This is a genomic window from Pseudomonas sp. S2_H10, assembly GCF_054668285.1.
Genome location: NZ_CP162754.1, coordinates 3,786,620 through 3,806,498, shown reverse-complemented (window position 1 = coordinate 3,806,498; position 19,879 = coordinate 3,786,620). Strand labels below are relative to the sequence as shown.

Annotated in this window: 15 protein-coding genes; all 15 read right to left on the bottom strand. The window is 62.0% G+C overall.

Features of this window, described 5'->3' with window-relative positions; genetic code table 11:
• Window positions 1-80 precede the first annotated feature (80 nt).
• Complete coding sequence (locus tag AB4O16_RS17035; protein WP_460155364.1) at window positions 81-926, bottom strand: sulfotransferase family protein; 846 nt, start codon at window positions 924-926, stop codon at window positions 81-83.
• A 177-nt stretch (window positions 927-1,103) separates the two neighbouring features.
• Entirely contained in the window at window positions 1,104-3,200 is a 2,097-nt protein-coding gene (locus AB4O16_RS17030) for an efflux RND transporter periplasmic adaptor subunit (RefSeq protein WP_460155363.1), read from the bottom strand.
• Window positions 3,201-4,520, bottom strand: coding sequence for an efflux RND transporter periplasmic adaptor subunit (locus AB4O16_RS17025; protein WP_460155362.1), 1,320 nt, complete (start codon window positions 4,518-4,520; stop codon window positions 3,201-3,203).
• On the bottom strand, window positions 4,517-5,296 hold the full coding sequence (locus AB4O16_RS17020) for an efflux RND transporter periplasmic adaptor subunit (protein WP_460155361.1): 780 nt from the start codon (window positions 5,294-5,296) through the stop codon (window positions 4,517-4,519). The genes AB4O16_RS17025 and AB4O16_RS17020 overlap by 4 nt, the downstream gene beginning before the upstream one ends.
• Before the next feature lie 79 nt (window positions 5,297-5,375).
• Complete coding sequence (locus AB4O16_RS17015; RefSeq protein ID WP_460155360.1) at window positions 5,376-6,953, bottom strand: efflux transporter outer membrane subunit; 1,578 nt, start codon at window positions 6,951-6,953, stop codon at window positions 5,376-5,378.
• Window positions 6,950-8,020 (bottom strand): HlyD family secretion protein, encoded by a 1,071-nt coding sequence (locus tag AB4O16_RS17010; RefSeq protein ID WP_460155359.1) that lies wholly within the window; start codon window positions 8,018-8,020, stop codon window positions 6,950-6,952. The genes AB4O16_RS17015 and AB4O16_RS17010 overlap by 4 nt, the downstream gene beginning before the upstream one ends.
• Window positions 8,021-8,046: 26 nt before the next feature.
• Window positions 8,047-9,567 carry an MFS transporter gene (locus tag AB4O16_RS17005; RefSeq protein ID WP_460155358.1) on the bottom strand — a complete coding sequence of 507 codons (1,521 nt, stop codon included), beginning with the start codon at window positions 9,565-9,567 and terminating at the stop codon, window positions 8,047-8,049.
• Between the two features lie 217 nt (window positions 9,568-9,784).
• Window positions 9,785-10,714 (bottom strand): LysR family transcriptional regulator, encoded by a 930-nt coding sequence (locus AB4O16_RS17000; RefSeq protein ID WP_460155357.1) that lies wholly within the window; start codon window positions 10,712-10,714, stop codon window positions 9,785-9,787.
• Between the two features lie 42 nt (window positions 10,715-10,756).
• Window positions 10,757-11,623 (bottom strand): ABC transporter permease, encoded by an 867-nt coding sequence (locus AB4O16_RS16995; protein WP_160390196.1) that lies wholly within the window; start codon window positions 11,621-11,623, stop codon window positions 10,757-10,759.
• 21 nt (window positions 11,624-11,644) lie between these two features.
• Window positions 11,645-12,505, bottom strand: a complete 861-nt coding sequence (locus tag AB4O16_RS16990) for an ABC transporter ATP-binding protein (RefSeq protein WP_160390195.1) — start codon at window positions 12,503-12,505, stop codon at window positions 11,645-11,647.
• Window positions 12,506-12,510: 5 nt separating this feature from the next.
• A complete protein-coding gene (locus AB4O16_RS16985) occupies window positions 12,511-13,536 on the bottom strand; it encodes an ABC transporter substrate-binding protein (protein WP_150716067.1) in 1,026 nt (341 codons plus the stop codon).
• An 18-nt stretch (window positions 13,537-13,554) separates the two neighbouring features.
• Complete coding sequence (locus AB4O16_RS16980; RefSeq protein WP_160390194.1) at window positions 13,555-14,442, bottom strand: TauD/TfdA dioxygenase family protein; 888 nt, start codon at window positions 14,440-14,442, stop codon at window positions 13,555-13,557.
• Between the two features lie 369 nt (window positions 14,443-14,811).
• Window positions 14,812-16,176, bottom strand: a complete 1,365-nt coding sequence (locus AB4O16_RS16975; protein ID WP_150716065.1) for an HlyD family type I secretion periplasmic adaptor subunit — start codon at window positions 16,174-16,176, stop codon at window positions 14,812-14,814.
• Window positions 16,166-18,322 (bottom strand): type I secretion system permease/ATPase, encoded by a 2,157-nt coding sequence (locus AB4O16_RS16970; protein ID WP_160390193.1) that lies wholly within the window; start codon window positions 18,320-18,322, stop codon window positions 16,166-16,168. The genes AB4O16_RS16975 and AB4O16_RS16970 overlap by 11 nt, the downstream gene beginning before the upstream one ends.
• 36 nt (window positions 18,323-18,358) lie before the next feature.
• Window positions 18,359-19,708, bottom strand: a complete 1,350-nt coding sequence (locus AB4O16_RS16965) for a TolC family outer membrane protein (protein WP_460155356.1) — start codon at window positions 19,706-19,708, stop codon at window positions 18,359-18,361.
• Between the last annotated feature and the right edge of the window lie 171 nt (window positions 19,709-19,879).

The window sequence follows — 19,879 nt, the reverse complement described above, 5'->3', positions numbered from 1 at the left end:
CCCGCCAAAAATGCTCCACCACATGCTGCTCACCCGAATTCGAACGAAAATACGTAACGCATCAATGAAAAACGCCGCGATCAGATGTTCGCGGCGTCGGACTTCATACGAATGACATTGGCGGCGCTGGCAGAGCCATCGAGCCAAAAGGACAAGTCTGAATATTGCTTGAACAGATCCGGCGGCAGAATGGTGCGCCGGGCCTCTACGGCAACCTTGGGCCTGACCTTGTGCAGGCCGGTGACCCCGAGTGCCTGATCGAATTCCGGGGCGTCGTACGCCAGGTGCTCGAAGTCGTGCTCGAACCAGGGTTCGCCGATGAAGTCGTAGACCAGCCGCAACACCCGCTCCGGCGCCTGGGTCAGCAAGTCATAGTCGATGATCAGCAAGGAATCGGCATGTTCACCATAGTAGGCTTCCTTGAGCGCCGCCCAGGCAAAACCCACCAGGCGATTGCGCTGCGCGAGGGTTTCGCAACGGCTGTAGACGGTGTTGCGCTCGACGGCATCGCCGAAGAGCTTGGTGTTTTCATAGGGATTGGCGCGGTAAAGACGCTCGATGCTGTCCATGATCCAGGCGACGTTGCGCACACAGGCAATCACCTTGGCCTTGGGAAACAGATCGTTGATGGCCGGCAGCCGGGCGCTCCAGAGACGATTGGTGTCGAACACCACCGGCTTGTCGGCTTTATCGGCATAGAAGGAATCAAACAGGCCACGCAACAGGCGGCGGCGCATGTCGGTGCCGATCACCGCGCCGAACTCGCTGCCGGCGCTGCACTGCTCCAGGACACCGGAGAACAGGGAACCGACGGGGCTGGTCATTCCGGCATGGAAACGCGGATTCTGCAAAAGAATGGCAGAAAGCAGGGTGGAGCCTGAGCGCGGCAAGCCGGAGATAAAATGAAACTGATGCAATCCCTTCACCCTTCGCCGCAAGTCCCTTTTGTAGGACAAAGCGTAACCGAAGGGAAAGTCTGCGCCTAGTGGTGTTTTGATATCAATTCGGAGTCAACACCCGCGAAAATCGGCTTTTTAACCGCCATTAAACGGATGAAACGTTTAAGCCCGGATTCCCTGGGTCCATGACAAGGGCTCGCCGTTTTAAAAACCGCTTTCCCTGACACCCAGCGCCGCCATCCGTCGCCAGGCAACGCCCAGCACCGACTCACCACGACCTTGCAACACCGCCACGCCGCGTAATGGCTGCGCCGGCGTCGAGGCCTGATCAAGGGTGGTCAACCGCGCGCCGTACTGTGCCTGTACCGGCTCGGCCCGTTGCTGCTGATCGCGACGCACGGCAATCGGTCCGTGGTGATCGGAAGTCAGCGCCTCTTGATCGACAAACGCTGCACCGTTGGTGTCGATTTCACTCAGTTGCACCGCAATCGCCGGGTGCATAGGGTCATCGGCGATAAACCGCCCTGTAGCGCCAGGTGCCACGCGCCAGAGTTCTGCCTCGGCCAGGTAGCCGCGCAAGCGCACGCCCTGCTCGACCACCCGGGCCAGCGGTTCCCGAGTCGACAGCCAGCGCCCCACCGCCCATTGCGGCAGCAGATCGCGCACAGTGCCGGCATGGGGCGCGCGCAACAGCAGTCGCTCGCGCTGGGCCGCCAGCCCCCGGTATTCGGCGACCGCTTCGGCCAGGCGCTGCTCGACGATGCCGGCATCGGAAGCCGTTTCGCTGCGGCTGGCCTGACGGCGCATCTGCAGCTGCTGAATCTCGATTTCCCGGCGCGCGATGGCCTGGCGCGAATCGAGATCCGGGGACTCCAGTTCGATCAGCACATCACCCTGCGCCACCGACTGCCCGTCATGCACATTCACCGCCTTGATCCGTGCCGCCACCGGCGCATGCAAGGTGCTGACCCGGCCCGCTTCGAGCATGGCCGGCACCTCGACGGCACTGCGCCACGGCACGATCAGCACCAGCAACAACCCGAGCAACGCCAGGCTGCTGAGCAGCACCCGCGGGCCATGTGCCTGCTCGCGGCGGCTCCACCACTGGCGCCATTCACTCATGATGGGCAGAAAGATGAACCAGACCAGCTCCACCAGCATCAGGAAGATCCCCAACACCTTGAAGAACAGGTGATAGACCGCCAGAGCGATCCCGAAAAACAATACCGCGCGCCATAACCACGAGCCATACCCCCAGATCAGCAAACGCCGTTGCATTATCGGCGACCAAGGCTCGGGTGCCGCGGCACCGTAGCCGAACAAAAACTCGCGCAAGCGCCAGCGACACAAGGCAAACGCCCGACCTTGCAGGTTATCGACCTGCCAGAAATCGCTGAGCAGAAAATAACCGTCAAAACGCATGAACGGGTTGAGATTGACCACCAATGTGGTGATCCACGTCGCACTGGCGAGCATGAACGCCGCAGTACGGGCCGGCCCGTCGGGCAACAACGACCACGCCAGCAAGGCCATGCACGCCAACAGCAGCTCGGCCAGCACGCCGCCCGCGCCAATCAGCAACCTGGCCTTGCGGTCATTGACCCGCCAGGCATCGCTGACATCGGTATAGAACATCGGCAGCAGCACCATGAATGCCACACCCATGCTCTGTACCTGGCACCCGGCGCGCTTGGCCATGAACGCGTGACCGAACTCGTGGCAAAGTTTGGCGAAGAACAGCGCCACGCCAAACGCCAGTGCGCCGCCCAGGCTGAACAAGTGCGGAAACGTGGCGATAAACCGCTGCCAGTCCCGCGACACCAGAAACACCCCCAACCCCAGCACAGCGGGCAACCCGTAGCGCAGCGCTCGCGGGCCAAAGCGCTCAAGCCACGGCCAGGCACGGTTGAGAAAACGCTCCGGACGCCACAGCGGAATACGAAAAAACAGGTACTGATGCAGCAACACTTGCCACAGGCCCTGGCGCCGGGCAGCCGCTTTAAAGTCGTAACTGGCACGCTGCTGGGGATCGAGGGCGGTAATCAGGTCGTGACTGCGCAAGAACGCCAGCAACTGCTCCAGATCCCCTCCGTCCAGCGCCAGTCCCGGTTCACGATTGGCCGCTTGCAGGACTTGTTCAGGCTCACCCAGCGACCAGTGACGCAACAACCGCATCGCCGTGGTACCGAGCTTGAAGTAGCGCCCCCGCACCGGATCGGCCAGCGTCCAGCAGGGTGCACCGTCCAGCGCCGGCGCTGCCGGGGACAATTGCAGGTCGGCACGCAGGCCGGGCAGGCTCATTTACAGGCCTACGCTCTGACGCAAACCGGCCAACGGTCGACGCAACAGATACAGGGCCAGTGGCGCGCGGTCACCGAAGATTTTTGCCGTGCCGCGCAAACCGATGCGCGGTGGCGTCGCGTCGAAATTCGCATCCAGGCGATAGGCCAATTGCCCGCCCGCCGTGGGCTGCGCTTCATAAGCCGAACGTTCGAGTCGGGCCAAATGCCGTTGCAGCGGGTCACTGTCGAGGAACAATGCGACCTCGGCGCCGGGCTCCGGGGAAATCGCGTCCCCCACGGCCAGTTCGATACGCAATTGCGCCTGAGCCGGATCGGCGATTTCCATCAGCCGCTCGCCCGTCTGCACGGGCTTGCCGGTCCAGCGCTCGGCATCGGCGAACACCGCGATGCCATCGCGCTCGGCGCGCACTTCGCTGCGCTTGAGCAGTTCACGGGCGTAGTCTCGCTCGGCACGTTTCTGTTCAACCCGGGCGGCCAGCAAATCCAGTTTCGAGCTGGATTCGGCATCGGCAAACGAACGCTGGGAGTTGGCCTTGAGCTCCGCCTCGGCAACCCCGAGGGCGCGTTCGGCGACATCGGCCTGAGCCTTGAGCGTGGTGCTTTCGAAGCGCAGCAGCAATTCGCCGGCCTTCACTGTCTGGTTGGGCTTGACCAGAAACTCGGCAATCACACCGTCCAACGGCGCCGCCACCACCCGACCGCCCAGCGGCACCACTTCGGCCGGGGCCAATACGGACTGGCGCACCGGGATCAACAAGCCGAGCAATAGCACTGCCACCAGCAGCGCCTGGCGTTTGCGCGTCCAGCGCAGGCGCCAGGGCTTGCGCGGTTGCAACGCCTGCCAGGCGTGGCTGTAGGTATCACCAAGCTGCGCCAGCAGCACTTGTTCGGCAGGGTTCCATGGAAGGTCACGGGCCAGCCATAACCCGCCAAACACCTCGCCCTGGCGATCGATCAGCGGCAGCCAGAACACCTGCGCTGCCGACAGGCTTTGCCATTGCGCCTGCAACGATTCGTCAAGGGTATCGGCGGCAATGACCCGTGCCTGCTGCAACTGTGCGCGCTTGAACAGTTGCGCCACTGCCTGCTCGACGAAGGCTACAAACGGTGCATTCGGCTCCACCGCGCTGACACCGGTTACGGCCTGCACTTTCCCGGCGATCAACAGTGCCGCGTGGCGAAAACCGAACAGCGCCTGGCCATCATTGACCAGGCTGTAGGCCAATTGCGCGGGTGTCTGGGCGGCGCGGGTCTGGCGCTCAAGATCAAGAAAGCGGGCGAACACCTGCTCGGTGCCGCCGCTCACCGGCGCGTTCACTTGGACTCCGCGAAATGCGCCGTGCCGCTCATGCCTGCCAGCAACCCGCTGGCGTCGGGCACGCTGGCCACCAGCAGCAGGGTCTGGCTGCCTTCATCGATTCGCGCGCCCAGGCGCTTGACCGTCGCGTTCAGCGGCTTGCCGGTTTCATCGGGAACAAAACTGAAGGTCTGGCCGGGCTTGAGGCGGGCCATCCAGCGCGAGGGCACCAGCAGATGGATTTCCAGGGTGCGATTATCGACCACATCCAGCAATGGCGCGCCGGCAGGGACGCTTTCATAGCGCTGCACCTTGCGCTCGACGACCTGGCCATCGAACGGCGCAACCACGCTGCAACGCTTGACCTGTACTTGGTACACCTGGGACTGCGCCTGGGTTTCGCTGACTTTGGCCTCGGCACGTGCCACTTCGAAACGCCCGACCGAATTCAGCGCGGCCAGTTGCCGGTTGTGCGCCAGTTCTTCACCCGCGCCACGGCTGGCCGCTTGAGCGGCATTGAGCTGCGCCTGATAGGCCGAGCAATCGAAACGCGCCAGGGTATCGCCCTTCTTGAACGACTCGCCCTCGCTGAACGGCAATTCGACAATCCGCCCGGGCACTTCACTGGCCAGCACGGCCTGGTCCCGGGCGCGCAATACACCACGGGCCTCGGCGCTGGTCGCAGCACTGGCGCCTGCATCCATTTGCGCCAGCGGGTCGTCTGCCCCGGGCGTTTGCGCCTGGACAACGCTCGCGGCGAAGAAAAAACCCAACCCCAACACACAGAAACGCCGCATGACCGTACTCCCTTTCGGATCAAGGGAGTCTACGGCAGCGGCGATTAGCGTCAAGCAGATGGCCATCATTGCCTGCGTATTAACGTTGCGCTGTCTCGGCCAAGGGGTATACCGACTCCCAACCTCCACCCAACGCCTTGTACAACCCGACGGCCGCCAGCGACACGCCGGTCGAACTCTCGACCCACTGTTCCTGCGTGGCCAGCAACGCGCCTTGCACGGTGAGTACGGTGACGAAATCCACCACGCCCTCGACGTACTGCTGTTGTGCGGTGTGCAGCGCGATGCGGTTCTGGCGCACGGCTTCGGCCAGGCTGTCGCGGCGCAGTTGGCTGGCATTATAGGCCGCCAGTTGGTCATCGATTTCATGCCAGGCGCGCAGTACGGTTTGCTGATAGGCGATAGCCGCTTCCTGTTGTTGTGCTTCGCGCAAATCGAGCACGCCGCGCAAGCGGCCGCCGTCGAACAACGGCAAAGTGAATTGCGGACCGATCCCGAAAGCGCGCGAACCCCACGAGCCGAAATCGCTCAATTGCATGGCCTGGGAACCGATGCTCCCCGACAGGGTGATGCGTGGGTAGAAATCGCCCTTGGCCACGCCAATGCTGGCCGTGGCGGCATGCAGCCGTGCTTCGGCCTGACGGATGTCCGGCCGCCGTTCAGCCAGTTGCGAGGGCAAGCCGATGGCGACCTGGCGTGGCGTTTGCGGCACCGGTGCATCTGTGGATAACTCCGTCGCCAATGCCTGCGGCGGTTCGCCCATCAACAGGCTCAAGGCGTTGATCAGTTGCCACTGGCGCTGCTCCAGCGCGGGCAGGCGCGATTCGATGGCCGCCACTTGTGCGGCGGCTTCGGCGACATCCAGATCCGTCGCGACGCCGTCGGCCAGGCGCAGTTGCGAAAGCTTCAGGCTATGGCGGGCGACGTCGAGGTTCTGTTCGGTGACGAGACGGGTGTTCTGCACACCGCGCAGTTGAATGTAGTCCTGGGCGGTTTCGGCCAGCACCGATAGCAGCACGCTGCGCCGGTCGTTTTCGGCGACTTCGAGCGTCGCGTCGGCGGCTTCGGTCTCCCGTCGCACGCGCCCCCAGAAATCCAGCTCCCAGGCAGCGGAGAAGCCGGCATTCCACAGGTTGAAGGCCGATTGGCCATTGTGACCCGACGGGTCGCTCAGCCCTTCACCACTGTTGCGATTGCGCCCGTAACTGCCGCTGGCAGCCGTGTTGGGGTAGCGGTCGGCGGTGACGACCTGGCGCACTGCACGACTTTGCTGCAAGCGGCTGCCGGCCAGTTTCAGGTCGAGGTTGTCGGTCACGGCGCGCTGGCTCAGGGCCGAGAGTTTCGGGTCGTGGAACACTTCCCACCAACGCTCGTCCAGTGTTTCGGCGATGGCCTGGCTGGCGGCTGCCTTTGAGGGTTTTGACCATTCGGCGATTTCGGTAGCTTCGGGCTTTTGGAAATCGGGGCCGACGGTGCAGGCGCTGAGGCTCATTGCGAGCAAGGCACTCAAGGTGAGTTGCGACAGCTGGCCCCATCGCGAGCAGGCTCGCTCCCACAATGGACTTTCTGTGATGGGAAGATCTTGTACATCCCGCATAACCCTTGTGGGAGCGAGCTTGCTCGCGATGGCGTCCGCACCATCAACACAGGTTTTCATCGCTGAGTCACCTCACGCACAGACGCTGCATGACTGCCGGTATCAATGCTCGCCTCCACCGACATCCCCACCCGCAAGCGCTCGGCCAGCGACTGCCCCGGCTCGAGCACGATTTTCACCGGTATCCGCTGCACCACCTTGGTGAAGTTGCCGGTGGCGTTGTCCGGTTTGATCGCGGCGAACGTCACCCCCGTTGCCGGTGCGATGCTTTCGACACGACCGCTGAGTGCCGCACCGCCCAGACTGTCGACACGCACCTGCACAGCCTGCCCCGGCTGCACATCCGTCAGCTGGGTTTCCTGAAAGTTGGCCATCACATACGCCTGTGCCAGCGGCACCACCGCGAGGATCTTGCTGCCCGGGGTGACGTAGGCGCCGACTCGCACCGCGCGTTCGCCGACCATGCCGTCCTGGGGTGCGACGATCCGCGTATAGGACAGCTCGTAGCTGGCCATTTCCAGCTTCGCCTGCGCCCGCTTCAGCCCCCCTTCGGCCGCATCGCGCTGAGCCGTGAGGATCTCCACCTGCTTGCGCTCCGCCGCCAGCACCGCCGTGGCGTTGGCCAACCGCGCAGAGGCCTGGTCGATGCGCGTTTGCGCCTGCTGCGCATTTTGCACCGTACCGGCACCCACGCCAGCGAGGTGGTTGTAGCGGTTCAACTCGTGCTCGGCAAAGGCCGTTTCCGCCTTGGCCGAGACCACCGAGGATTGCGCCTGGGCAATCACCGACGCCTGGCGCTCCAGGGTCGCGCGGGCGTTTTGCAGTTGCGCCCTGGCCACCAGCGTCTCGGCATCGGCGGCCTGGGCCGCTGCACGCAGATCCCGGTCATCGATCAGCGCCAGCAACTGCCCGGCCTTGACCTGCTGGTTGTCCTCGACCAGCACTTGCTGGATAAACCCGGCGACCCGCGGCACGACCAGGGTGAAGTCCGCCGAGACATACGCGTCGTTGGTGCTCTGCTGGGTGCGCTTGCCGAACAGACCGGGCACCGCCAGGTACAGCAACACACCGACTGCCAATGCGACGGCCACGGCCACCGCGATTTTTTGCTTCGCTTGAGTGTTCATAAAAACCTTCTGTTTCAGTGGAGCAGTCAGGTCGGCGCGCGCGGCGGAAAGATCCGCGTCGGCAGCCAGAAAATCAGCAGGATCAAGGTCACGGCGATACCGGCCATGCACAGGTAGAGATCCGAGGAAGTGAGCACCAGCGCCTGCTCATGCAGACGATGGGCGAGGCCTGCGCTGTCGCGCTCGGCCAGCGGCGAGTTGCCGAGGCGATCGACCAGCATGGTCGAGTGAAAATGCAGACGTGCCGTGGTCAACGCCTCGATCACCCCGGTGGCGATGACCGCCGACAGGCCTTTGACGGTGTTGAACCACGCCGATGCAAACGGCCCTTCCATCGGGTTGATGCTGCCGGTGGACAGCATCAGCAGCGGCAACACCGCCATGGGTTGCCCGAAAATCTGCAGCCATTGCAGCACATAGAAATCGTCACGAATCCACGCGGACGTCAGTTGCGAACCGCCGACGCACGACAGCGCCAGCATGCCCAGGCCGATGCCCAGGACCCAGCGGCAATCGACCCAGCGAAAATTGCACAGCGCCGCCACCAACGGCAGCGCAACCAATTGCGGCAACGCCGCCAGCAGCATGATCGGCGCGGTCTGCACCGGGCGATAACCCTGAACCTGCGCCAGGTAGCTGGACGGAATGATGATCACCGCCTGCAACACCACCAGCACCCCCGCGAGGGTCATCAGGGCGAAAGACAGGTTACGGATGCCGAGCATCTGCATCTTGAAAAACGGTATTGGCTGCGACCACTCGCCGGCCAAAAACAGCACCAGCAGCACCAGCCCGCCTCCGAGCAATCCGCAGATCAGGCTGGACTCGAACCAGTCCAGGCGATTGCCCTGCAAAATGCCGATTACCAGCATGCAAATAGCTGGAAAACCCAACAGCACCCCGCGCCAGTTGAAGGACTTGAAGCGTTCCAGGCGCAGCGGGTCCCGGGGCAAGCCGTACGCCACCGCAGCCATGGCGATCAGGCATGGCGCGACGATTTGCCAGAAGGTCCATTGCCAGCCGACATACTCGGTCCACAACCCGGCCAGCGGTGTACCCAGGCCCGGGCCGAACGTCGCCGTCAGGGCATAACCGGCCAGGCCATACAACTTCACGTTGGCGGGCAGAAACCGCAGGGCCACGGTCATCAGCATGGGTGGCAATGCACCGCCCGCGAGGCCTTGCAAGGTGCGCAGCAACAGCAGGCTTTCGTAGTTCGGGGCGAAGGGGCACAACACACCCAGCAGGGTGAACAGGCTGATGGCGCACAGGGTGAAACGCCGCAAAGAGAACGTCACCGCACACCACGGCGCAAAAGCCATGGCCGCCACCGAAGTCGCCGTGTAACAGGCGACCAGCCAGGTGCCTTCGTCGTAGCCGATGGCCAACGCACCGCGAATGTCGGCCAGGGCGACTTTGGTCACCATCTCGTTCAGGCCCGACACCAGCACCGCCAGCAGCACGCCTGTCAGGCCGATGATGATCCGTGGGCCGAAGACGGGCGGAGCGGCTGCCGCAACAGGTGCGGTGGCCGTAAGGGAAGTCATGTACTGCAAGCTCCGGCGTGGAAGGACCGAAGCATTCTAAGAAGCGGGATACCTGACGAAAATCAACTTATTGGCAGGTTATAAATGCGCCAGACGCAACGATACAAACCCCAGCCCCCTGTGGGAGCGAGCCTGCTCGCGATGAGGCCGGCAGCCTCAACATATCAGTTGGCTGACCTGCCGCTATCGCGAGCAAGCTCGCTCCCACAAGGGAGGGTTAGCGGTGACCTTCAGGTTGAGCGGCCAGCCACGTCTCATCGCAGCAGGACTTCAGCGTTTCACGCAGCCAGCGGTGGGCCGGGTCCTTGTCGAAGCGCGGATGCCAGGCCTGGGTCAGCATCAGGGTCGGCAGAGGAATCGGCAGATCGAACGAGCGCAGTTTCAAGCCCAGCCGCCGCACACTCAGCAAGGCTTCCTTGGGCACCGGCAGAATCAGGTCGGAATCGGGCAAGGCAAACATCGCCGCATGAAAGCTTGGCGCAATCACCGCCACCCGCCGCTCCAGCCCCAGGGCATTGAGCGCGGTATCGATCGGTCCTCGGGCAATGCCACGCCGGGACATGCTGATATGGGAATAACCGGCATAGCGCTCAGCCGTGATCTCTTCGTCCAGCAGCGGGTGATCTTCACGCACCAGACCAACGAAGTGGGTGGAAAACAGGTTCTGAATCTTCACTTCCGGGGTCAACGGCCGGGTATTGCTGATGCTCAGGTCGATCCGTCCTTCGCGCAGCGCCTCATCATCGCCATCGCCTTCGGGGACAAAGCGCAATTCGCAGTGCGGCGCCTGTCGGTCAAGGGTGTCGAAGAGCTTGCCGCCGTAGACGCCGACAAAAAAGTCATTGGCCCGAATGCTGAAGCGCCGCCGCAGCGAACTCAGTTCCACCGCATCGGCCGAACGAAACAGCAGCCCGGCCTGCTCCACCACACTGCGCACTTGCTCGCGCAACGCCAGCGCCCTGGGCGTCGGCACCAGGCCACGACCGGCGCGCACCAGGATCGGATCACCAATGGCCTCACGGATGCGCGTCAACGTCCGGCTCATGGCCGCCGGGCTCAGGTTCATCCGCCGCGCGGCGCCCACCACACTGCCCTCATCGAGCAAGGCGTCGAGGGCGACCAACAGGTTCATGTCCGGGAGTTGCATGGTAAGCACTCATGGCTGATCAGGATTGATTCAAGCGCAATGCTACCGCACCATCCCCCAGCGTTTCACCGTCACCCGCTCCAACGAATCAAACACCAGGTTCTCCACCAGCAACCCGATCAGAATCACCACCGCCAACCCGGCGAACACCTTGTCCGTGTACAGCTCATTGCGATTCTGAAAGATGTACCAGCCCAGCCCGCCCTTCCCGCTGGTGGCTCCGAACACCAGCTCGGCAGCAATCAACGTGCGCCAGGCAAACGCCCAGCCGATCTTCAGGCCGGCGAGGATCGACGGCAATGCCGCCGGGATCAGGATGAACAGCACGAAACGCATGCCCTTGAGGCCATAATTGCGCCCGGCCATGCGCAGGGTTTCCGAGACCCCGAGAAACCCCGCGTAAGTGTTCAGCGCCAAGGCCCAGAGCACCGAATGCACCAGTACGAAAATCAGGCTGTTCTGGCCCAGGCCGAACCACAGCAACGCCAACGGCAGCAGGGCAATCGCCGGCAACGGGTTGAACATCGAGGTCAGGGTGCTGAGCAGATCGCGCCCGAACTGCGTCGACACTGCCAGCGTGGTCAGCGCAAACGCCAGGACGATGCCGATCAGGTAACCCTTGAGTAGCACAACCAGGGAAATCCACACCTTGCCGAGCAATTCGCCGCTGAGCAGGCCGTCGTACAGGGCGTGAGTGGTCTGAAGAAAACTCGGCAGCAGCAGGTCGTTATTCTGATACCGGGCAACGGCCTCCCACAGCACCGCGAGCAAAATCAGGATCAGGCTTTTGCGCAGCCAACCTTGCTGCCACAAGCGTTGACCGAGGGGTAACTCACGCTCCAGCGGCACGCTGGTCAGTGGCTGCAAAACCGTTTCGAACTCTTCACGCGGGGATGATAAATGGCTCATCGGGCCCTCCTCTCAACTGGCTCAATAAGCGATGCGGATGTCGGCGAAATCCAGCTCATGCGAGGCGTTCGCCACATCACCTTCATCGAACAACAACCGGTGAATGCGCCGCGCCGACGCCTGAAACGCCACGCCACCGAGGCTGTGCAAATCGTATTGATGGCTGTGCACTTCCGCCCGCACCCGCCCCGGATGCGGTGACAGCAACAGGATGCGATTGCCCACCACCAGCGCCTCTTCGATGGAGTGCGTGACGAACAGCAGCGTGAAGCGAACCTCCTCCCAGAGCAACAGCAATTCCTCCTGCATCTTGCGTCGGGTCAGCGCATCGAGGGCGGCGAAGGGTTCGTCCATCAAAAGGATTTTCGGCTGCATCGCCAACGCCCGGGCAATCGCAACCCGCGCCTTCATCCCGCCTGACAGGGTGTGCGGATAAGCATCGGCAAACGCCGCCAGACCGACTTTTTCCAGGTAATGCAGCGCTCGCTCTTCGGCCTCTTTGCGCTTGAGGGTTTTCGAGGCCAGCAGCGGAAACATCACGTTCTGTTTGACGGTTTTCCACGGCGGCAGTTGATCGAACTCCTGGAACACCACGATCCGGTCCGGCCCCGGCGCATCGACGCGCTGGCCTTGCAGGCGGATCTCGCCTTCCACAGGCTGGATGAATCCAGCGACGGCCTTGAGCAACGTCGACTTGCCGCACCCGGACGGCCCGAGCAGGACAAAACGGTCCGCCGGGTCGATCTCGAAACTGACTTGATGGGTCGCCCGCACCACACGCTGCGGCGTGCGGTATTCGAGGCTGACGTTATCGACCGACAGCAGCGCCTGGGCTGCCGCGATCGGTTTGCTGACCGTGTGGCCTTGCAAAGGGGCATTCATTTCGGTCAGCTCCCTTGCAGCGGCTTGGCGTCCTGGAAGAAGTAGTCCTTCCATGAATCCGGTTTGTTTTTGATCGCGCCGACGCGGTAGAGGAACTCGGCCAACGGGTAAGTGTTTTTCGGCGTGACACTGAATTCGAACTGCGGGTTGTCGATGATTTTCAGCAGCGCGGCGCGGTCGATCTTGGCCTTGGTGACACGGATGTAAGTGTCGGCTGCCGCGCCCTTGTCGTTCTGCGCAAATTGCGCCGCTTCGGTCAGGGCTTCGATAAAGGCTTTGTAGGTTTTCGGGTTTTCATTGCGGAATTTCTCGGTAGCGAACAGCACGGTCGGCGAGTTCGGGCCGAGCAGGTCGTAGGTGTTCAGCACCACGTGCACGTTGGGATTGGCCAGTTCCTGATCCTGGAACGGCGGGTTGGAAAAGTGTCCGCTCAGCTCGGTGCCACCGGCCAACAGCGCGGCTGTCGCGTCGGGGTGCGGAACAGCGATGGTGTACTTGTCGAGGCGATTGAAGTCCTTGTCACCCCACTGTTTGGCGGCTGCGTACTGCAGGAAGCGTGACTGCACCGAAACCCCCACGGCCGGCACCGCGATACGGTCCTTTTCGGTGAAGTCGGCGATGGTCTTGACCTTGGGGTTATTGCTCACCAGGTAGTACGGGAAGTTGCCGAGGGAAGCCACGGCCTTGACGTTCTGCTTGCCGTGGGTACGGTCCCAGATGGTCAGCAACGGGCCGACGCCGGCACCGGCAATGTCGATCGAGCCGGACAGCAGCGCATCGTTGACCGCTGCCCCGCCAGAGAGCTGGGTCCAGTCGACCTTGATGTCGATACCTTCCTGCTTGCCGTACTTCTCGATCAGGTTCTGATCGCGCACCACGTTCAATAGCAGGTAAACGATGCCGAACTGTTCGGCGATGCGGATTTCACCTTCGGCGTGGGCCACGGTCGGCGCCACCAGGCTGCCGGCGATCAGGCTGAAACCCAGGCCGATGGCGGCGGCCAGCGGTGCGAATGGAAGACGTTTGGACATGATCAGATCTCCGACAAATCAGAAAGGCGCGTCGCCCTGAATGGTGGTGCGATACAGCTTGCGGCGCAGATGGCTGGGGCAGCCGGCAGCAAGATGGATCAGCGAACGGTTGTCCCAGAACACCAGGTCATGGGGCTGCCATTGATGGCGGTAGATGTTTTTCGGCAGCACGCTGTGGGCATAGAGCTCGGTCAGCAGTTGCTGGCTCTCGTCTTCCGGCAGGCCAACGATACGGGTGGTGAACCCTTCGCTGACGAACAGGGCCTTGCGGCCGTTTTCCGGGTGGGTGCGCACGACCGGGTGCACCACTTCCGCAACCTGGGCCAATTGCTCGGGGGTGAGGGTTGGGCGCCAGTTGCCTTCGAATTTGGTTTCGCTGTAACGCGCCGTGTAGGAATGCGCCGCCGAGCGGCCTTCCACCGCTGTGCGCAGCGCCTCGGGCAGGCTGTCCCAGGCTTTGTGCATGTCGGCGAACAGCGTGTCGCCGCCCTCCGATGGCAGCTCCTGGGCATGCAGCATCGAGCCCAGGCTCGGCAGTTCTTTATAGGAAAGATCGGAATGCCAGAACTTGCCGGCATCGCCCAGGCCGATGTTCTGGCCGTTCTCGACGATGTTGGAAACGATGAGGATTTCCGGGTGATTTGTCAGCAGGAACTGCTTGAGCACGTGGATCTGCAACACGCCAAAACGACGGCTGAACTCGATGTGCTGTTCGGGGGTGATGCGTTGGTCGCGGAACACCACCACGTGGTGATCCAGGTGCGCACGGTGAATGCGGGCGAAATCCTGGTCATTGATCGGGCGAGACAGGTCGAGGCCGATGATTTCGGCGCCGACCGCTCCGCTGAACGGACGGATCTCAAAAAACTGTGGCGCGATGCTTGGCGAAGCTGAAACTGCAGACATAAATCACTCCCACGCACGGCACGCTCAAGGGCGCGCGCGTCGATCAGAAACTCACGGAGATCCCGTGTTGGTTCGTGTCGTGCGGCGCGCCGATTGGTCGGCAGGTACGCAGGGAACTAACTTTATAGGTATAAGAATTGAAATTTAAATACCGTTAATGAATAACGATATGGCAATTGCTTTGGGCTTGGGTGAATTGTGGTGTGACGTTATTTGTCACTTTCTGACGGGGTTGTGGTGTTTTGACTGACGCCATCGCGGGCAAGCCCGCTCCCACAGGGTTCTTTGTTGAAGCACGATCATGTGTTCGACACAAAAACCTGTGGGAGCGGGCTTGCCCGCGATGGCGTCAGTGAATCCACAAAAGATCTAGCGCTCGTGCAACGCCTCGGCCCGTGCCCGGATGATCGGCTTGAGCAGATAGCTGAGTATGGTCTTCTTGCCGGTGATGATATCCACGGAAGCCACCATCCCCGGAATGATCAGCAACGGCTTTTCATCGGTGCCCAGGTGGCTGCGGTCGGTGCGCAACCTGATGATGTAGTAGGTGGTCTTCTTGTCTTCGTCGGTAATGGTGTCGGCGCCGATCTGCTCCAGCTTGGCCTTCATTCCGCCGTAGATGGTGTAGTCATAGGCGGTAAATTTCACCGTCGCTTCCTGCCCCGGGTGCAGGAACGCGATGTCCTGGGGACGGATCTTCGCTTCGACCAGCAAGGTGTCGTCCAGTGGCACGATTTCCACCAGGTCGCTGCCTGGCTGAATAACCCCGCCGATGGTATTGACCAGCAATTTGTTGACGATACCGCGCACCGGCGAAGTGACCAGCGTGCGGCTGACCCGGTCTTCCAGAGCCTTGCCGGTGGCCTGGGCCTTGTTCAGATCGGTGCGTGCCTCATTGAGCTGAGTCAGTGCTTCGCTGCGGAACTTGCCGCGGGTTTCGTCGATCTTGCGTTGTACTTCCTTGATCGCCGATTCCGCTCGCGGAATAGCCAAAGTGGTGGCATCGAGTTGGCCACGGGTCTCCGCTTCGGCACGCCTGAGGCGCAAAACCTCCACCGGCGATACCGCGCCCTGAGCCACCAACGGCTCGGACATGCTGATTTCCTGACGCTGGAAGCCCAATTGCTGACGGTACTGCGCCTGCTTGGAGATGAACTCACGCAGTTCCTGCTGACGCTGGATCAACTGCTCCTGCAAGCCGCCAATCTCGTCGTGCAACTGCTGGCGGCGGCTGATATAGAGCGACTCTTCGCTCTTGGCCTGGCCCGGCACGTCCTTGAGCACATCCTCGGGGAAATTCAGCGGGCGATCGTCGACCTCGGCGCTCAGGCGCTCGACGCGCAACACCATCGATAACCGATCGGCCTCGGTTTCACCGACGTTCGAAGCAAATCGCGTGTCGTCCAGCCGCAGCAGCGGCGCGCCGGCTTCGACGATCTGGCCTTCCTTGACGAACAGCTCGGTAACGATACCGCCTTCAAGGTTCTGGATTTTCTGGATCTTCGACGATGGAATCGCCTTGCCGTCGCCCTTGGTCACTTCGTCGATGACCGCGAAGTTGGCCCAGAGCATCAGGAATACGAAGAACGCGATGATCGCCCAGATCGTCAGCCGCACCACCCGCGGCGCATCCTCGATCAGCGCCTTGTTGACCTCTGGCAGCGGCTGCCCCTGAAGCGAAGCAGAGCCTTTGAAGTAGCGAAGGATCGAACCCTTACCCGACTTAAGCAACACTGATCTGCCCCTTCTTCAACGCTTCCATCACCGCGGCTTTCGGGCCGTCGGCGAGAATCTGCCCGCGGTCGATCACGATCAATCGGTCCACCAGCGACAATAGCGATGCCCGGTGCGTTACCAGCACCATGGTCTTGTTTTCGATCACCGCTGCCAGGCGCTGCTTGAGGCGCTCTTCGCCGGTGTTATCCATGGCACTGGTCGGTTCGTCGAGCAACAGGATCGGCGGGTTGAGCAACAATGCCCGGGCCAGGGCGACGTTTTGCCGTTGACCGCCGGAGAGGTTCTGCCCGCGTTCGCCGACTTGCAGTTCATAACCCTGCGGATGCAGGCGCGCATATTCGTGGACGCCGGCCAGCTCTGCCGCTTGCAGCACCAGCTCGTCCTCTACATAGCGCGCGCCGGAAACCAGGTTGTCGCGCAAGGTGCCGGCGAGCAACTGAATGTCCTGGGGCACATAGCCGATGTTGTAGCGCAACTCGCTGACGTCGATCTGACGGATGTCCACACCATCGACCAACAGCGCGCCGTCATCCGGCTGATACAGCCCCACCAGCAATTTCGCCAGTGAGCTCTTGCCCGAGCCGCTTCGGCCAATGATCCCGACTTTCTCGCCGGGACGAATCGACAGGCTGATGTTCTTCAGCGCCGGGTTCTGCTGTTGCGGGTAGGTGAAGTTGAGCTGACGGCACTCGATACCGCCCTGCAGCACCTTGCGGCTGAGCGGGCGCTCTTCGAAATTGCGCTCCTGGGGCAGCTCCATCATTTGATCGACGGAGGTCATGGTCACCCGTGCCTGCTGATAGCGGGTCAGCAGCCCGGACAGTGACGCCAGCGGGCTGAGCGCACGGCCACTGAGCATGTAGCAGGCAATCAGGCCGCCCATGCTCAGGTGACCGTCGATGATCTGGTAGACGCCGAAGACGATCATGATCACCCCGGCCAGTTGCTGAATCAGCAGGGTGATGTTCATCGCCAGGCCGGACAGCATTTTCACCCGCAACTCAAGGCGGCTGAGGGTGCCGATGGTCTGTTCCCACTGATACTGGCGTTCGCTTTCGGCGTTGTTGACCTTCACTGCGTCCAGCCCGGCCAGCGTTTCGATCAGGCTCGACTGACGCTCGGCGCCCAGCGCCATGGTCCGTTCCATGGTCGCCACCAGGGGTTTCTGCAAGGCATAGCCGATGGCCAGGGCCAGCGGGAATGCCAGCACCGGTATCCACACCAGATGCCCGCCGAGGATCGCGATGACGAGGAAAATCAGGAGGGTGAACGGCAGGTCGATCAGGCTGGTGAGCGTCAGCGAGGCGAGGAAATCGCGCAGGCTCTGGAACTCATGGATGTTCTGGGCAAAGCTGCCGACCCGCGCCGGCCGATACTTCATGGCCATGCCGACGATACGCTCGAACAGCGTGGCCGAGATGATCAGGTCGGTTTTCTTGCCGGCCAGATCCAGGCACAGGCTGCGCAGGCTTTTCAGGATCAGGTCGAAGAGATAGGCACCAGAGATGCCGAGCGCCAGCACCCACAACGTCGCTTCCGCCTGGTTCGGCACGACGCGGTCGTAGACGTTCATCACGAACAATGGCGCAGCCATGGCAATGATGTTGATCAGGAAACTGGCGGCGATGGCGTCGGCGTACAGCCAGCGCGAACGCTTGAGGGTGTCGCGGAACCAGGAGCGCGCACGCGGGATCAGCGTGCCGTGATTGACGTCGAACTTGTGCTGGGGCTGGGCGAAAAAGACCTTGCCGGTGTAGTCGTCGGCCAGCAGTTCACGGCTGACCAGGGACTCACCGCCATCGCTTTCGCTGAGCAGCACCCGTACCTGGTCTTCGCCTTGCCAGCCAAGCAGGACGGCACTGCGACCGTCCTTGAGCAGCAACAATGCCGGCATGGCAATCGCCGGAATGTCCTGCAGCTTGCGTTGCAGCACCCGACCCTGCAACCCCGCGCGAGCTGCCGCGCGCGGCAGCAAGTCGACACTCAGGCGCTGCTCGGGCAGCGGCAGGCCGGTGGTGAGCATGGCCGCGCTGGCAGGCTTCTGGTGCAGCATGCAAAGAGCGAGCAGGCCATCCAGCAACGGATCGTCATGCAACGCGCGCGGATCATGGATGAGTTGAACCCGACTGACTTCTGATTCCACGCTCGGCACTCTTGGCTAACAATTGAAAGGTCCTGCTCAATTCATACCGGGCAATTGGACCTTGGGCTTCACGTCGTTCTGCACAACGGATGCCAATGGTGCGACCACTCCCTGGCTCTTGAGCAACTCGCCCATGGTCGCCTTGATTCGGTACTGAGTAAATAACTGAATGTTCTTGATCTCCGCCAGGCGGCGAGAAGAGCTGAACAGTTCGTTCTCACTGTCGAGCAAATCGAGCAGGGTGCGCTCGCCGAGGCTGAACTGACGCTGGTAAGCGGTACGTACGGCGGTGCTGTGATCGACGTATTGCTGGGCGATCGGCACCTGCGCGTTGGCGTTGTTCAAGGCGTTCCAGGCCAGGCCCAGCTCTTCGTTCAATTGACGCAGGGCGTTGTTGCGGATGTCCAGCGCCTGGTTCGACAGGTAGGACTTGGATTCCAGGTCGGCCTTGTTGCTGCCACCGGCATACAGGTTGAAGCGCATGCGCAGCATGGCTTGCCATTCATTGTTGTGGCCGTTCTGGCCATCGATGTCGTTGTCGGCGGTGCGACCCAACTCAGCATCGAAACGTGGGTAGAACGTCGACTTGGCGGTGTCGTACTGCTTCTCGGCAGCGGCGATGTCGGATTCGGCCGAACGCAGGATCGGGCTGTTTTCCAGCATCTGCGCGCGGGCTTCATTCAGATTGGCCGGCATCAGCGCCAGGAAACTGGCCGGGCGCTCCAGTTGATCGGGCATCTGGCCAACGGCGGACAGGTAGTTGGTCTCGGCGTCAGCCAGGTTGGTCTGCTCGGTGATCAGGTTGTTGCGGGCCTGGGCCATGCGCGCCTCGGCCTGATCGAGGTCGGCGCCGCTGCCGACGCCACGCTGGGTGCGCAGCTGGATCTGGTCGTAAATGCGTTGGTGGCTCTTGAGGTTGTCCTCGGCCAGACGCACGAATTCGCGGCGGGTCAGCACGTCGAGATAGACCTGGGCCACGGTCAGCCCGGTGCGCTCGGAAGTGCTCAGCAGCGAATAGGCGCGGGAGTTGACGGTGGCTTGTTGACGCCCGACTTCGCTGGACGTCGCAAAACCGTCAAAGACCATCTGGGTCAGTCGCAGGCTTGATTCGCTGCGGTTCAGGGTTTCGTAGTGGTTGTTGCTGCCGTCCCGCGTTGTCACGCTATCGGTACCTTCACGACCATAACCGCCCAGCAGGTCGACCCGTGGCAAGTACCCACCCTTCGCAGCCTTCAACTGATAATCGGCAGCCAACCGGCTGTTGACGCCGGCCTGGACCTCCGGATGGACATCCAGCGCTTGTTGCATGGCTTCTGGTAAGGATTGCGCCTGGACGAAAGACGCGGCGAGGGCGAAAGGTAGAGCCATGAACAAAGGCGAACGCATTGTAGGAATTTCCCGGGACTTCTTGTCTTGAATCACGGCTGAACAACGCGCCGTGTCGGAAGATGGCAAGCGAAATGACCGTATGTCGGAAAGTTCAAAAAGCGGAACTGGATCACATACCGAGGACAGGTCACAGCTCAAATATCAATGTGACATTACTGGGACGATTGT